Below are 14,543 nucleotides of genomic sequence, written 5' to 3'. Positions count from 1 at the left end.
AAGGGCGAAAGTCCCTATCCGCGGGAATCAGCCGGGGAAGCGGCCTCGATGGCGATGGAGGTCTTCGAGAGCGTCGAGCGTGGCTGTCCGGCGATACCAGTGCAGCCAAGCCGCCGTCTGGGAAGCGATCCGGGACAGTTCGTCGCGGGTCGCCCTCGACGGGGTCTGGCCGGGGCGGTGGTAGTGAACGGAAACCACGCCCGCACACCCGTTCGGCCCGGACAGGGGGACGCTGTACACGGCCCGGACCTTCTCCACGACAAGAGCTTCGAGCGCCGGCCGATCGAAAATGCCCGACTTCGTGACGTCGGCGACCATGACCGGTTCACGTACTCGCAGAGCGATACCGCAAGCGGTGGCATCACCTTCGACATGAGCGAAGTGCTGGAAGAACTCCGTGGAGAATCCCTCGGCTCGTTCCAGTTTCAGGCCCGTCCGGCTCGTGGTCACCGACTGGATGTCACCTTGGGCGGCCTGGGCTCGGTCGGTCACGCGGTCCAGGGCCGCCCACAGCAGCCCCGCCGGCCGGATCGCGGACGCGGCAGAGGGGAAATCGAGTTCCGGCGCGCTACGCCAGACCCGTGGCGGGAACCAACGGCCATCGCCCCACGGCCGAGGAGCGACGAGCAACGCCCTGGCCAGCGCGTTCGAGCCCACATGATGCCGAAGAGCGGCGATTCGCAGGGCCTGGATCGCGGTCGTGACGTCGGCCAATTCGTACCGCGCCATCAGTACCCCGGCCGCGTGCTCCAAGGTCGCCCGGTCACGCAAATGCGTCAGGAGGTCATCGATGTCGGTCGGCTGCCCGTTCACGGCAGTCGACGCCCGCTGGATCCCGTTGTCGCCCGACATCGCTCCAGGCGGATCGCTGTCGCGCGGCATCCAGGCGGTAGCCGCATCGAGACACGCCACGAATCTACTATCCGCTCTCCGGTATTACCCGACAAGATGGTTTTCCCACCGAAGGCATCACGAACTCAGCCCACCGCGGTGGGGACGCTCAACCTCCCGTCATGGACCTCGGCGATCCGGTCCACCGCTCCGAGATGGAAACGGTCGTGGGTGACCAGCACGGTGGCGGTCGCGCGTTCGTGGGTGAGCCGGGTGATCAGGTCGATGACAGCGGCGCCACGATCGTGATCGAGAGCGCTCGTCGGTTCGTCGATCAGCAGCACGGTCGGCTCGTTCATCAGCGCGCGGGCGATGTTCACCCGCTGCCGTTGACCGCCGGAGAGCTGGTGCGGACGTCGTCCCGCCTGCGGTGCGAGCCCGACGGCGTCGAGCAGATCCATGGCCGCCCCGCGGGCCTTGACCGGAGGGCGACCGTCGATCCGGGCCATCACCTGGAGTTGCTCGACGGCCGTGAGCGAGGGCAGCAGATTGGGTTGCTGGAAGACGATCCCGATCTTGCGGCGCCGCAGTTCGGTGAGTTCGCCGCGGGTCAGTCCGATGGTCGCGGTGCCGTCGACGGTGACGATCCCGTCGTCCGGGGTGATGAGGGTGGCGGCGACCGCGAGCAGGCTGGATTTGCCTGAGCCGGACGGCCCGGCGACCGCGGTGAGCGTACCCGCCGGAACCGCCAGGGTGACGTCGTCGAGGGCGGTGAGGCGGGAATCGCCGTCGGGATAGGTGAGGGTGACACCGGTCAGGTTCAGGCTCATCGGGCACTCCCCAAGGCGGTCAGCGGGTCGACGGAGGTGATGCGGCGGACGGAAAGCGCGGCGCCCAGCGCGCCGAGCAGGATCATCACGGCGGCCGGGACGAGCACGGTGGCCGGAGTCAGCAGAAAGGGCACGGCGGAACCGGCGACCAGTGCGCCGAGCCCGACGGCGAGTCCGGTTCCGACGGCGGTGCCGCCGACGAGAAGCACGACAGCCTGGCCGAGCGCGTCCTTCAACAGGAAGCCGGTACTGGCCCCCAGGGCCTTGAGAACGGCGATGTCCGCGCTGCGCTGGATGGTCCAGACGGTGAAGAAGGCCCCGATCACGAGCGCCGAGATGGCGAACAGGAAGCCGCGCATCAGCTGCAGCGAACCGTTCTCGGAGGTGTAGGAGCCGATCGCGGACAACGAGTCGCTTTTCGAGACCGTCTTCGTGCCCAGGACACTGTCCGTGGCCGCGACATCGACGTCGGCGGTGGTGGTCAGCGCGAGCACGGTCGCACTCGGCGTTCCGCCCGCGGGCGGGGCCGTCCTCGCCCAGACGTCGAGGCCAGCCCACACCACCGGCGTGTGGCTGAACCAGGCGTCCCCCGACACCGCGGCGACCGTCAGCGGACGTCCGGCCACAGAGAGGGTGTCCCCGACCCGGACGCCCAGGTCCTCGGCGGCGGACGTCGACAGCACCACCGAATCGCCCTTGATCGCGCCGCTGTCCGGAGCGAGCGCCGAACCGGCCCGGACGCCGAACACGGAGATCCCGGCGCTGCGGTTCCCCGCGGTGGCCTTGGTGGTGGCGATGCCCAGCGGCTCGGCGCCGGTGACACCCGGGGTCTCGGCCCACTGCCGCCGCTGTGTCTCGGTGAGCGCGGAATTGGCATAGGAAAGGCTCTGCCCGTCGCCAGGAGCGGCGAAGACGATCTTCTCCGCGGGCAGGCCGGTGATCGCGGAGATGTTCTGCTCGCCCAGCCCCGCGGTGAGCCCGGACAACAGGCCGACCAACAGGGTGATCAGTACGACTACGGCACCCATCAGGGCGAATCGCCCTTTGGCGAATCTCAGGTCTCTCCAGGCGACGAACACGGCTCCGGTCTGTCCTTTCCGGCGGGGGGACTGGGTACCACTCCACGATCGCCGTCGGCCTTCTCGAGGACATCTGGCCGGAGACCACATTTCGCGGGCCGGAAGACGGCACGCCGCCTCTACCTTTGGATAGAGGCGCTCCCCGATCCGGCTCCGTAGCCTGGACGCATTGTGATCACCGCGTCCGTTCTGACCCCGACCAGCAGGCTGCTGACCTGGTGTCTGCACCTGCTGTTCTTCGCCCTGCTCGGGCTGGCGGCCGTGCGGGCGGTGGCGGCAGGCTCACCCCGGGCGGCGGTGGTCGTCGCGACGGCGCTGGCCTGTGGCGTGGTGTACGCGGCCGGCCCGCTCATGCCCAGGGTCAGGACGTCGCGGCGGGCTGCCGCGTGGTGGTTGCTCGCCGTCGGTGTCGTGTGGGTGGTCCTGCTGGCGATGACCGCCGACGCCGTATGGGTCGCGTTCCCCCTGTACTTCCTGCAGTTGCACCTGCTCTCACGCCGCCAGGGCCTGGTCGCGGTGATCGCGACCGCGCTGGCCGCGATCACCGCGTTCGCAGCCCACCAAGGCGCCCTCGTCCCGGCGGCGGCGATCGGCCCTGCCCTCGGTGCCGCGGTGGCGGTCGCCGTCGTCTGGGGGTATCAGGCGCTGTACCGGGAGAGCGAACGGCGCCGGAACCTGATCAAGAAGCTCACCGCGATCCGGGCGGACCTGGCCGAAGCCCAGCACGACGCGGGCGTGCACGCCGAGCGCGAGCGGCTGGCCCACGAGATCCACGACACCCTCGCCCAGGGGCTGTCGAGCATCCAGCTTCTGTTGGCCGCTGCCGAAAGAACGCTTCCCGACACCGCCGGGAACGCCGCCCGCTACGTCGAGCAGGCCCGGCAGGCGGCGGCGGACAACCTCGCCGAAGCCCGGCGCTTCGTCGTCGCCCTGTCCCCTCCCGGTCTCGACGACACCACGCTGGCCGACGCGCTGAAACGGTTGTGCGCCACCATCGGCGTCCGGCATCGGATCACCGCGCGTTTCCACCTCAGCGGTATTCCCGTGCCGCTGCCGACCACGCATGAAGTCGCGTTGCTGCGCATCGGCCAGGCCGCTCTCGCGAACACCGTCCGGCACGCCGACGCGTCCACCGCCGAGGTCGCCCTGAGCTATCTGGGCGGATACGTCACCCTGGTCATCGTCGACGACGGGAGTGGTTTCGACTCCGGGCACAGCGGCTTCGGCCTGACCGCGATGCGCAGCCGGGCCGAAGCCCTCAAGGGAACCTTCTCCGTCGGGTCCGCCCCCGGACACGGCACCACGGTGTCCGTGCAGTTGCCCGTCGAAACCGAGGAACGCCCGTGACCGACCCCCCGATCCGCCTCCTGCTGGCCGACGACCACCCCATCGTCCGGGCCGGACTGCGTGCCGTGCTCGAAACCGAACCCGGTCTCGTCGTCACCGCCGAAGCCGCGACGGCCGAGGAAGCGGTGGCCCGCGCCGCGGAAGGCGACATCGACGTCGTGCTGATGGACCTGCGCTTCGGCTCCGGCATGACCGGAGCCGAAGCGACCGCGGTGATCACCGCGCGGCCGGACGCGCCGCGGGTTCTCATCGTCACCACCTACGACACGGACGCCGACACCCTGCCCGCCATCGAAGCCGGTGCCACCGGTTACCTCCTCAAGGACGCCCCTCCAGAAGACCTCGCGGCCGCCGTCCGGACCGCCGCGGCCGGACGCACCACGCTGGCACCGACCGTCGCCGACCGGCTCATGAACCGCGTGCGGATGCCCACCACGGCACTGACCCTGCGGGAGATCGAAGTGCTGGTCCTGGTGGCCGACGGCCTGTCCAACCGGGCGATCGCCGACCGGCTCCACCTGACCGAGGGCACCGTGAAGTCCCACCTGGCCCGCAGCTACACCAAGCTCGGCGTCGACTCCCGCACCGCCGCCGTCGCCACCGCGACCGACCTCGGTCTCATCCGCCGCTGACGGACCCCGTGAATGGTGTCCTGCCGGGTGCCAAGTCCGTGAAGGCCTCCTTGAGGGACCCAGAGTCCCTCAAGGAGGCCTTCACGGACCGGAACAGTGATCGACCGCAGCCGGGACCTGTCAGCCGCCGAGTACGCCGCTGACCTCGTTCGGCGTGCCCGAAAGCGTGCCCGTCGCGGTCTTCGTGCCGGAGGCGAGATCGACCGAGTGGATCTCCTTCTTGCCGGGATCGGTCACGTAGGCCGTTCCGCCCCGGACGAAGATCGCCGGACGCGGCTGCTGCCATTCGAGCGGTTCCTGCCAGGAACCGAGTACGGCGATCTTCCGCGTCACGGCACCCGACACCGGATCGATGACGTGGATCTGGCCGTCCGTGCCCAGCACCAACGCCTCGCCCTGAGGGCCGCGGGCCAGAGACCGGAACGTGTAGCTGGTCCCGAGGTCGACGTGCTTGAGCGTCGCCTTCTCCGTGTCGATCAAGCTCACCCGGTTCGGGCGTTCGAGCTCGGCGTCTTTGTCCACCTTGTAGTCGCCCAAGGTGATCGGAGAGACGTCCGAGCCCGCCTGGTTGCCGATCCGTCCGTAAGCGTCCGGACTGGTCACCTTGGTGATGACACCGTTGCGGTAGATCAGCACACCGGTTTCGCAGCCGACGACGACCGCTTCGCCGCGCGCGGCGGCTTCACCGTGCACGCCGGGGCATTGCTCGTTGCGCGCGATCTCCTTCTTGTCCTTGTCCAGCACCACGATTCCGGACCGCTTTTCCGCGTTCCCGATCGTCGTGACCAGTTCACCGTTCTCGAGCTCGACGGCCACGCCGTGATGCGCTTCCGGCGTCTTGTGTTTCGGCGCGGGCAGAGCCACGGTGCCGATCGTCTTCGGATCGAGCACCGTCACCTCGCCGGTCCCGTCGGCGAACAGCACCGTCTTGCCCGCGTGCCGGACGACGTGACCCGGCTTGCCTGCCTTCACCTCGTTGTCCGTCAGCACGGCATCGACGGCGTCGAGCACCCGGAAACCGGTGGACGTCGACACCAGGAGATGCCGGTCGTTCCCGGCGGGGTTGATCCGGTTGAAGCCTTCCAGCGGAAAGTCCTTGGCCACCTTCAAGGTCTTCCCGTCGAGGAGCGCGATTCCTCCGTCGTAGGTGACGGCCAGCGGATCCGAGACGACGGGCGCCGCGTCCTTCCGGGCTTCCGCCGCCGGCTGTTCGGTCGCGCAGGCGGCGAGCGCGAGCGTGCTCACCGTCGTCGCCACCAGCGCGACGTATCGGGTGGTTCGTGCCATTTCCTTGTGCCTTTCGTCTGTTTCCGATCAGGAACGGGTCAAACCGGTGGTGATGGATTCGGTGTTGGCGCGCATCATTTCCAGGTAGGTGGCCGCGCCCTCGCCTGGTTCGCTGAGCGACTCCGAGAACAGCGGGGTCACCGCGACGTGCAGACCGGCTTGCTCGGCCAGGACTCGCGCGAGCCGGTCCGGTTGCGAGGAATCGGCGAAGACGACCGGCACTCCCGCCGCGCGGACGGTGTCCGCGAGTGCTTTCAGATCGGAAGAGCTGGGTGAAGCGAGCGTGGTGCCGCCGGGGATCACCGCACCCACGACTTCGAACCCGTACCGCTGGGCCAGGTAGCCGAACACGTGGTGGTTGGTGACGAGTTTCCGGCGCTCGGGCGGGATCCCGCCGAACTTCTCGGTCATCGTCCTGTCGAGTGCGTCGATCTCCCCGCGATAGCGTTCGGCGTTGGCCCTGATCACCGCTTCGTCGACACCTCTGACATGGGCGACGACCTCGTCGGCGATCGCCTTCACCACGTCGCGCACCCGAGCTGGATCCGTCCAGAAATGGGGATCCGGCTTGTTTCCCGCGAAGCTGATCGGGTTCGCCCGATCCCCCGCGGGCAGTGCCGGCACACCGTTCTCCTCGGCGGTGTGGACCGTGCGCAGCATGCCCTCTTCGAGCCCGAGTCCGTTGTAGACGATCAGACCGGCGCGTTCGACCTGGGCCGCCTGTTGCGCGGAGATACCGAAGGAGTGTGGGTCGGCGTTCGGCTTCATCAGCACGGTGACTTCGGCCTGATCGCCGACGACGGCGCGGGTGATGTCGCCGAGGATGTTCGTGGTGACGACGACCGACGCGCTCTTTCCGCCACTTCCGGAACATCCGGCCGCCGCCAGCAATGCCGCGAGGCACAGTACGAGTACCCGGCGCCTCATCGGCCGGTCTCCACGACGAGGCCCGCCTTGCCGCCGACCTTCAGCGTCCTGGCGCGGCGGAGGTTGTCGTTGTAGTCGATCTCGTACACATCCGCGGATCGCGGGTCGTTGATGTAGGCGCGGGTCGTGTCGATGTGGATGGACGGGCCGCCGGCGGTGGCCGCTTCCGATGTCAGAAGCGGGATCGCCGCCTGCTCCTTCCCGTTGCCGTCGAAGGAACGCAACATTCCGTCACGGGTCAGGGCCAGCAGCGGGCCGCCCTCACCCACGGCGTTCACCGCGGCGACCGGTCCGGTCTCGACGTACTGCCAGCTCCGACGGCCGACGTCCAGCGACCACGCGGCGGTCTCCCCTGCCCGTGCGGCGAGCGTCGCGCCGCCCGGTCGCTGGAAGAACGCGGTGGCGCGCTCCTGCGCCGTGACACTGCGCGGATACGGGATCTTCGCGCCGGTGAACGCACCGTCCTTCTCGCTCACGAGCAACGCGCCGTCCGCGCAACCGAACACCACGCCGCGCCGGGTCACCGCCTGCCCCTGCAAATCCGGACACGGCTCAGGGATCTCCGCCACGGCTTTGCCTTGACGGTCATGAACGCGCACTCCACGGGCCAGCGGCTTCCCCGGGTCCGCCACCGAAGCGAGGATGTGCTCGCCATAGGGAATCGCGACACCGGCGTGCGGCTCACGCGTGATCTTCCCCAGCTCCGCCACGGACCCCTTGTCGAGCTTGGCCCGGTCGAGCAACGTCGTCGTACCGTCCGAATAGGACAGAGCCGAAACAGCGGGATCGCTGTAGACCGTCAGGGGCTGCTTTCCCGGCGCCACACCGACATCGCGGACCTTCGCCCGGTAGTAATGGACGTGGTCACCGTGATCGACCATCCAGGCGCCGCTGTCGATCACTCGGGCCGTCCCGTCGCGCGCGGTCAGGTACCCGAAGCGGCCGTCAGTGGCCAGAGCGCGCACTCCGTCCACTTGCCCGGTTTCGTGCACCTCCTCGGTGATCAGGTCCACCACGCGCACAGCGCCCGTCTCGGTGTCGGCGACGATCAGCCGCGACTGGGCTTCGGCCGCCTCCTCGGCACCTTCGACATAGCCGTGCGGAACCTCCGCGGCCACCTCCTTCGGCTGCTCCCCGCCGCACGCCGCCAAGGTCAGCGCCGCGACGACCGCCGTCACTGCTTTCAGTTTCATCGTGAGCTCTCGATCTCCGGGGTCAGGGAACGGAATCGCCGCCGTACGAACGACAAGAGGGCGGAAAGGAAGAACAACAGGACCGCGGCGGCGGCGATGGTCGCGCCCGCGGCGGTGCCCCCATGCCAGGACACGAGCAGGCCGCCGACCGTGGCGACGATGCCGAGCAAGGCCGCGATGAGCATGATCGTGGTGATCCGACGCGACCAGAACAGCGCCGCCGCGGCGGGCGCGATGAGCAACCCGAACACCAGCAGCGTCCCCACCACGCGGAACGACGCGACGATCGTCAGCGTGACCAGCCCGAGCAGCACCGCGTTGGCCAGCCTTGGGCGGAGGCCCAGCGTGTGCGCCTTCCGGACATCGAAGGTGAGCGCGGTGAACGAGCGGTGTCCCAGCAGAGCCACCGTCCCCACGACGACCAAGGTGATCACGAGGCCGACCAGGTCGCCGGATCCGACGGCGAGCACGTCACCGAACAGGAATCCGGTGAGATCGACCGCGAAGGACCTCGAATGCGACACGATGATCACGCCGCTCGCGAGCATGCCGACGAAGAGCAGGCCGATGGTGGTGTCCTCGGACAGCCGCCGCGACCGCCCGAGAGCCGTGACGCCGAGCGCCATCACTCCGGCGCTGATCGCGGCGCCGATCAGCAGGTTCACGCCGGTCAGCGAGGCGATCGCGACCCCGGGCAGCATCCCGTGCGACATGGCGTCCCCGATGAAGGCCATGCCACGCAACACCACCCAGGTCCCGACGACGGCGCACACCACCGATACGAGCACTCCCGCCACCAGCGCACGCTGCACGAACGACACCTCGAAGGGGATCAGCAACCATTCCACGCGTCACACTATAGTGGTAATGATTGTCATTTTCTGAAAGAGGTGGGGATGACCCCGGACACAGCGGCACTCACGATCGACCGCGCACACGCGCACTACGGGCCCCGCGAGGTGCTGCGCGGGATCACCACCCACGTACCCTCGGCACGGCTCACCGCGATCGCCGGACCGAACGGCGCAGGCAAGTCGTCACTGCTCAACCTCGTCGCCGGCGTCCTACCGCCGACCAGCGGATCGGTGACCCGACGCGACCCGGGCCTCGTCGCCTACGTGACCCAGCAGAGTGAGGTGTCCCAGTCGCTGCCGATCACCGTGCGCGCCACCGTCACGATGGGACGCTGGGCGCACCGCGGCCCCTGGCGGCGTCTGTCCAAGATGGACCGGGAGATCGTCGGAGAATGCCTGGAGCGACTGGACATCACCTCGATCGCCGACCGGTTGATCGGCACGCTCTCCGGTGGACAACGCCAGCGAGCGCTTGTCGCGCAGGGATTGGCTCAGCGGGCCGGGCTGCTCCTGCTCGACGAGCCGTCGGCCGGTCTGGACCTGCACGCACGCAACCTGATCGACGACGCGCTCCACGCCGCACTCGCCGAAGGCACGACGGTCGTGCGCGTCACGCACGACCTCGAAGTGGCGGGGCGAGCAGATCACTGCCTGCTGCTGCAGGACGGCCGCCTCGTCGGCGAGGGCCCTCCGGATTCGGTACTGACCCCGGAACGCGTGACCGCCGCCTGGGGCCTGCGAACCCGCAATTAGTCACCTACTTTCTGTCCCTGAAGCAGCCGACGTTCGCTACGGTGGTCCGCCGAGCGAAGGGGGCACCGATGGAACAGGCATGGCGACGGATCATGGCTTTGCTGTCCGAGCACGCACCTGCCACCGCCCGGGAGATCCGGCCGCCCGCCCCGGCCGAGCACGTCGAGCGCCTGCGAGATCGTGTCGGCCTCGAACTGCCATCCGAACTGCGTGCCTGGTGGGCTCTCATGGACGGCGTCGACGACCGGCGCGACCACGGAGCCGGGAACCGATCCGCGCATCTGATCCCGCGTGACTACCTGCCTCTGTCGGTCGCGCGGGCGGAGGAGGAGTACGTCAGGCAGGCGCAGTACCCCGACCCTGGCTGCTGCACGCCCGAAGGAACGCACGGCAAGCAGGCCGGTGAGGACAGCTTTCCTTTCTGCACCGCGGTTCTCCCCATCGGCCGGGTCATCGACGGCGGCCTGTTGTGCGTCGATCTCAGGCCGGGTGAGTACCACGGATGCGTCATGGAGTGGTACGCCAGCGAAGGGATCTACGAGTCGAACTGGCGGAGCGTCGCCGAAATCCTCGACGAGATCGCCGAACGCCTCGACAACTACGTCCACGACCGCGAACTGCCCTATCGCGAAAAGCATCCCGACATCACCGACGGCGTGCTCAGCTGGCCTTGACCCGCACCGGCGATCGAGTGCCAGCTGGTTTCAGGCCGCGCAAGAGCGGTCTCGCGGGCGACGAGAGGGGCGCCGCCGGACCGGGGTGATCGTGAGTGGCAAGTGTCGTTAGAACACGACTTACCACTCACGACCCACGTCCCGAGCGCCTCGCCCGGGACGCTCATCGTCTCGAACGTGGCGCTCGGGACTTGCCACTCACGTCTGGTTGCGTTACCTGATAGCGGGTACGAAATCACCCAGGGTGACCACCTAGGCTGCCAGGACGTCCGACCATCAGTGTGAGGAAACCGCGTATGGCAACCGCCGGAGCAGCGGAAACGCGTCGCCGCTATCGGCCCGAGCTGCAGGGACTGCGTGCGGTCGCGGCGCTGCTGGTCGTGGTCTACCACGTTTGGCTGGGCCGCATCTCCGGCGGCGTCGACGTCTTCTTCCTGATCTCCGGGTTCCTGATCACCGGCCAGCTGGTCCGGGCCGCGGGCCGCGGCCGGATCGAGTTCCGGCCGCTGTGGGGCCGGATGATCAAGCGGCTGTTCCCCGCCGCGCTGACCGTCCTGCTCGCCGTGCTCGCGCTGGCGATCTGGCTACTCCCGCAGGACCGGTGGTTCCAGACGATCAAGGAGGTCTTCGCCTCCGCGCTGTACGTCGAGAACTGGCGGCTCGCCGCCGACTCGGTCGACTACTTCGCCCAGCACAACACGGCCAGCGTCGTCCAGCACTATTGGTCGCTGTCCATCCAAGGGCAGTTCTACATCGTGTGGCCGCTGCTGATCGGGCTCGTCGCCCTCGCCGCCACCCGGCTGCGCCGCTCCCTGAACGGCACGGTCGCGATCACACTCGGCGTCCTGTTCGCCGTGTCCCTGGCCTATTCGGTGCGGCTGACCGCGACCAACCAGCCGCTGGCCTACTTCCACTCGCTCACCCGGGTCTGGGAATTCGCCCTCGGCGGCTTGCTCGCCCTCGCCATCGACCGGTTCGTGCTCCCCCGGCTGCTCCGGATCGTGCTGGGCTGGATCGGCGTGGCCGGGCTAGTGACCTGCGGGATGATCCTCGACGTCGGCGAGGTGTTCCCCGGCTGGGCGGCACTGTGGCCCACCGTGTCCGCCGCGCTGGTGATCGTCGCCGGCGCGACCGGCAGCCTGATGGGCGCCGACCGGATCCTTTCGTCCCGGCCGCTGGTGTACCTCGGCAACCTCAGCTACGCGCTGTACCTCTGGCACTGGCCGGTCCTGCTGTTCTACTTGATCGCCCGCAAGCGCGAGGCCGTCGGTCTGCTCGGCGGGGCGCTGGTGATCGGAGTGTCCCTGGTCCTGGCCGCCGCCACCTACCGGTTCGTCGAAGAGCCGGTGCGGAAGTCCGCGGTCGGCGAACGGACGCGCTGGGGCTCCTACCGGTTCGCCGCGCTCGCGCTGCTCCCGGTGCTGCTGGTCGCGAGCACCTGGCAGGTGGTGAGCGCCAAGAAGGCCGATTTCTCGATCGCGCTCGACGACGACCATCACCCCGGAGCGATGGCCCGCGACCCGGAGACACCGAAGAAACCCGTCCCCGGCAAGGAAGCCGTGCCGCCGTTGATCGCCGTCCCGAACGACTGGGGCGGCATCGCCGACGCGCAGTGCACACCCTCCCGGTTCGACCAGATCCTCGATGTCTGCACCTCGCGTCCGGAGGGGACTCCGACGAGGACGATCGTCGCCGTCGGCGATTCGCATATGCAGCAGTATCTCGCCGCGATCAAACCGATGGCGGAGAAGAACGGCTACCAGGTCACCTTCATGCTCAAGGGAGCCTGCCCGTTTTCCACGACGTCGGACGCGATGCCGGGCGACGCGGGCTGTCTCGCGTGGAACTCCGCGGCACAGAAGGAAATCCTCGCGATGCGGCCCGACGCCGTACTGACCCTGTCCACTCGCGACGTCCGGGTCGGCCCCACCGAAATGACCCCGCAAGGTTTCGTCGACCAGTGGAAGGTCCTCGATCGCGCCGGGATCCCGGTCGTGGCGATCCGCGACAGTCCCCGTCCCGGATTCTCCCCGCCCGCCTGTATCGAAGCCAACGGCGTCAAGGCTCGCGAATGCAGCGTTCCCCGGAAACAGCTGCTCGCCGACCCACCGTACGAGAAGCTCACGGACATCCCCGCGAACGTCTCGCTGCTCGACTTCAGCGACTACTTCTGCGGCCAGGACCGCTGCCGTCCGGTCGTGGGGAACGTGCTGGTGTACATGGACGACAACCACGTCACCGCCAGTTTCATGACCACGCTCTCCCCCGTGCTGGAACGAGGGATGATCAGCGCGCTCGGCTGGTGAGCCCGAGCAGTGCCGCGACGGCGTCGCGTGCCTGCCGGGCCGGAGCCGGGTCGCCGCTGATGCCCGCGGTCACGATGGCACCTTCGGCGAGTAGGTAGACCGGTTCGGTCACCGCCAGCCCGGTGGCCCGCACCCAGGCGTCGACCTGTTCGTGGAACGCCCGCTTGTGCGACCGCACCTCGGCCAGTACCGCCTCGGACGACGGGCCGAACTCACCGTGGGCGTTGATCCAGGCGCAGCCGCGGAAACCGGGTTCGGCGAACCAGTCCGCGAGCCAGTCGAAGATCGCGAGCACCCGCTCACGGGGATCCGCGACCTGCTCCACTCGGTCGGCCAGGCTGCCTCTCCACCGCCGATCCCGACGTCGGAGCATCGTCACGACGAGGTCCTCCTTGGCCTCGAAGAACCGGTAGATCCGTTTCAGCGAAAGTCCGGACGCCGCGCGGACCTGATCCATGCCGACCGCCTGGATGCCGTTCTCGTAGAAGAGCATCTCGGCGGCATCGAGCAGGAGCTCGCGATCCACGCGGTTCTGCTCCTCGCTGACAGCGGCAGGCATCGGGACTCCTTGACGTCAAGAACGTACGTTCCCTACTCTAGTCTTCAGAAGTAGAGAACGCACGTTCTCCACCTGAGGAGGTCAATGATGTCGGAAGAACGCCCGCCCTTACCGCCGTTCACGCGGGAGACGGCCCTGAAGAAGGTCCAAGCGGCCGAGGACGCCTGGAACACCCGCGATCCCCGCCGGGTGGCGTCGGCGTACACACCGGATTCGGTGTGGCGGAACCGGGACACGTTCGTCCGGGGTCGCGAGGAGATCGTCGCGTTCCTGACCGGGAAGTGGGAGCGGGAACAGGACTACGCGCTGCGCAAGAACCTCTGGACGTACACCGGGAACCGGATCGCCGTCCGGTTCCAGTACGAATGGCACGACCAGGCCGGACAGTGGTGGCGCAGCTACGGCAACGAGCTGTGGGAGTTCGACGAGCACGGTCTCATGAGCCGTCGCGAGGCGAGCATCAACGACGTGGCCATCCCCGAAGGCGAGCGGCGGATCCGCGGTCCGCGTCCGGCGGAGGAGCACGGGGCCGAGTTCCCGCTCCGGTAGCTCAGTCCACGATCGTGGCGATCTCCCACAGCCCCAAGGACTTGTCGGCGTAGGCCCCGCCCTCTTCGGTGCAGCCCTCGACCAGCACGGCCAGCGGCTCCGGGAACCCGAACGGCTCCCGGCACAGGTTCAACGGCCTCCAGTCCCCCGTCACGATGTCGTCGTTGGTGCCCAGTTCGGTGAAAGTCGTGGTCAGCAGGTACCGGGAGCCGCTGCGCCGGAGGTTGCGCAACGCCCGCTCGATGTCGGCGAAACTCAAGTGCACCAAGCAATCCCGGCACAACACCAGATCGGCGGCAGGCAGCGGATCACCGGTCAGGTCGAGGCTACGGAACTCCCGCACCGGATCATCCCGGAACCGGGCGGCGTTCGCCTCGACCAGATCGGTGACGATGTCGGCGCCGATGTACCGGTCCAGGTCGAGTTCCACCTCGCTGAGCCAGCCGAAGTCCCCGCACGGCAGGTCCAGCAGGGTGCGTACGCCGAAGCGTTCGAGGAGAACCGGAAGCTGCTCGCGGAGTTCCCGCGTCTGGACCGACTCGGATCCGGGACCGGAAACCGAGGAGGATTCCCACAATCGGGACCGGAAGATGTAGGTGAAACGATCTTGGGTCCCCAGGCTTTCGAGCTCTTCGGCGACCCGACGGAAGTTGACCTGCGCGGTGGTGATCGGTCGTTCGTCCACACCATCATCGTAGATCGATTCGGGCATCCTCGAGTCC

15 protein-coding genes are annotated in these 14,543 nt (G+C 68.4%); 6 read left to right on the top strand and 9 right to left on the bottom strand.

The window, feature by feature from the left end:
• Nucleotides 1-27: 27 nt before the first annotated feature.
• The 3 genes from B0293_RS30700 to B0293_RS30690 form a co-directional block, all read right to left on the bottom strand.
• A complete protein-coding gene (locus tag B0293_RS30700) occupies nucleotides 28-912 on the bottom strand; it encodes a GAF domain-containing protein (protein ID WP_143254675.1) in 885 nt (294 codons plus the stop codon).
• Between the two features lie 65 nt (nucleotides 913-977).
• The gene (locus B0293_RS30695; protein ID WP_005159892.1) at nucleotides 978-1,661 is read right to left on the bottom strand and encodes an ABC transporter ATP-binding protein; all 684 of its coding nucleotides are present in this window, start codon (nucleotides 1,659-1,661) and stop codon (nucleotides 978-980) included.
• The gene (locus B0293_RS30690; protein ID WP_005159890.1) at nucleotides 1,658-2,740 is read right to left on the bottom strand and encodes an ABC transporter permease; all 1,083 of its coding nucleotides are present in this window, start codon (nucleotides 2,738-2,740) and stop codon (nucleotides 1,658-1,660) included. The genes B0293_RS30695 and B0293_RS30690 overlap by 4 nt, the downstream gene beginning before the upstream one ends.
• Before the next feature lie 171 nt (nucleotides 2,741-2,911).
• On the opposite strand from B0293_RS30690, the gene B0293_RS30685 reads away from it, so the two are divergent.
• Together B0293_RS30685 and B0293_RS30680 are read left to right on the top strand one after the other, a co-directional pair.
• Nucleotides 2,912-4,087, top strand: coding sequence for a sensor histidine kinase (locus tag B0293_RS30685; RefSeq protein WP_005159888.1), 1,176 nt, complete (start codon nucleotides 2,912-2,914; stop codon nucleotides 4,085-4,087).
• Nucleotides 4,084-4,719, top strand: a complete 636-nt coding sequence (locus B0293_RS30680; protein WP_005159887.1) for a response regulator — start codon at nucleotides 4,084-4,086, stop codon at nucleotides 4,717-4,719. Before B0293_RS30685 ends, B0293_RS30680 begins: the two co-directional genes overlap by 4 nt.
• 120 nt (nucleotides 4,720-4,839) lie before the next feature.
• On the opposite strand, the gene aztD is transcribed toward B0293_RS30680, so the two are convergent.
• The 4 genes from aztD to aztB are packed head-to-tail and all read right to left on the bottom strand — an operon-like array spanning nucleotide 4,840 to nucleotide 8,974.
• Nucleotides 4,840-6,006 (bottom strand): zinc metallochaperone AztD, encoded by a 1,167-nt coding sequence (gene aztD, locus B0293_RS30675; protein WP_005159884.1) that lies wholly within the window; start codon nucleotides 6,004-6,006, stop codon nucleotides 4,840-4,842.
• Between the two features lie 27 nt (nucleotides 6,007-6,033).
• Nucleotides 6,034-6,933, bottom strand: coding sequence for a zinc ABC transporter substrate-binding protein AztC (gene aztC / locus B0293_RS30670; protein ID WP_005159882.1), 900 nt, complete (start codon nucleotides 6,931-6,933; stop codon nucleotides 6,034-6,036).
• The gene (locus B0293_RS30665; RefSeq protein ID WP_039918738.1) at nucleotides 6,930-8,126 is read right to left on the bottom strand and encodes a hypothetical protein; all 1,197 of its coding nucleotides are present in this window, start codon (nucleotides 8,124-8,126) and stop codon (nucleotides 6,930-6,932) included. Before B0293_RS30665 ends, aztC begins: the two co-directional genes overlap by 4 nt.
• Nucleotides 8,123-8,974, bottom strand: coding sequence for a zinc ABC transporter permease AztB (aztB, locus tag B0293_RS30660; protein WP_005159878.1), 852 nt, complete (start codon nucleotides 8,972-8,974; stop codon nucleotides 8,123-8,125). Before aztB ends, B0293_RS30665 begins: the two co-directional genes overlap by 4 nt.
• A 48-nt stretch (nucleotides 8,975-9,022) precedes the next feature.
• Between aztB and aztA the strand changes: the two genes are divergently transcribed.
• The 3 genes from aztA (at nucleotide 9,023) to B0293_RS30645 (ending at nucleotide 12,713) form a co-directional block, all read left to right on the top strand.
• Complete coding sequence (gene aztA / locus B0293_RS30655; RefSeq protein ID WP_005159876.1) at nucleotides 9,023-9,733, top strand: zinc ABC transporter ATP-binding protein AztA; 711 nt, start codon at nucleotides 9,023-9,025, stop codon at nucleotides 9,731-9,733.
• A gap of 68 nt (nucleotides 9,734-9,801) precedes the next feature.
• Nucleotides 9,802-10,407, top strand: coding sequence for an SMI1/KNR4 family protein (locus B0293_RS30650; RefSeq protein WP_005159874.1), 606 nt, complete (start codon nucleotides 9,802-9,804; stop codon nucleotides 10,405-10,407).
• Nucleotides 10,408-10,703: 296 nt separating this feature from the next.
• Complete coding sequence (locus tag B0293_RS30645; protein WP_005159872.1) at nucleotides 10,704-12,713, top strand: acyltransferase family protein; 2,010 nt, start codon at nucleotides 10,704-10,706, stop codon at nucleotides 12,711-12,713.
• On the opposite strand, the gene B0293_RS30640 is transcribed toward B0293_RS30645, so the two are convergent.
• A complete protein-coding gene (locus B0293_RS30640) occupies nucleotides 12,694-13,272 on the bottom strand; it encodes a TetR/AcrR family transcriptional regulator (protein WP_005159871.1) in 579 nt (192 codons plus the stop codon). The two genes, B0293_RS30645 and B0293_RS30640, sit on opposite strands and share 20 nt — an antisense overlap.
• 87 nt (nucleotides 13,273-13,359) lie before the next feature.
• Here B0293_RS30640 and B0293_RS30635 point away from each other — a divergent pair, with 87 nt between their 5' ends.
• Nucleotides 13,360-13,821, top strand: coding sequence for a nuclear transport factor 2 family protein (locus tag B0293_RS30635; protein ID WP_039918779.1), 462 nt, complete (start codon nucleotides 13,360-13,362; stop codon nucleotides 13,819-13,821).
• 1 nt (nucleotide 13,822) lies between these two features.
• Here the strand turns inward: B0293_RS30635 and B0293_RS30630 are convergent, their stop codons facing one another.
• Complete coding sequence (locus tag B0293_RS30630; RefSeq protein ID WP_005159866.1) at nucleotides 13,823-14,533, bottom strand: class I SAM-dependent methyltransferase; 711 nt, start codon at nucleotides 14,531-14,533, stop codon at nucleotides 13,823-13,825.
• Nucleotides 14,534-14,543 lie beyond the last annotated feature (10 nt).

The sequence above is a fragment of the Amycolatopsis azurea DSM 43854 genome (assembly GCF_001995215.1).
In the GTDB taxonomy this organism is placed as follows: domain Bacteria; phylum Actinomycetota; class Actinomycetes; order Mycobacteriales; family Pseudonocardiaceae; genus Amycolatopsis; species Amycolatopsis azurea.
This window is presented reverse-complemented; position numbering and strand designations above follow the sequence as displayed.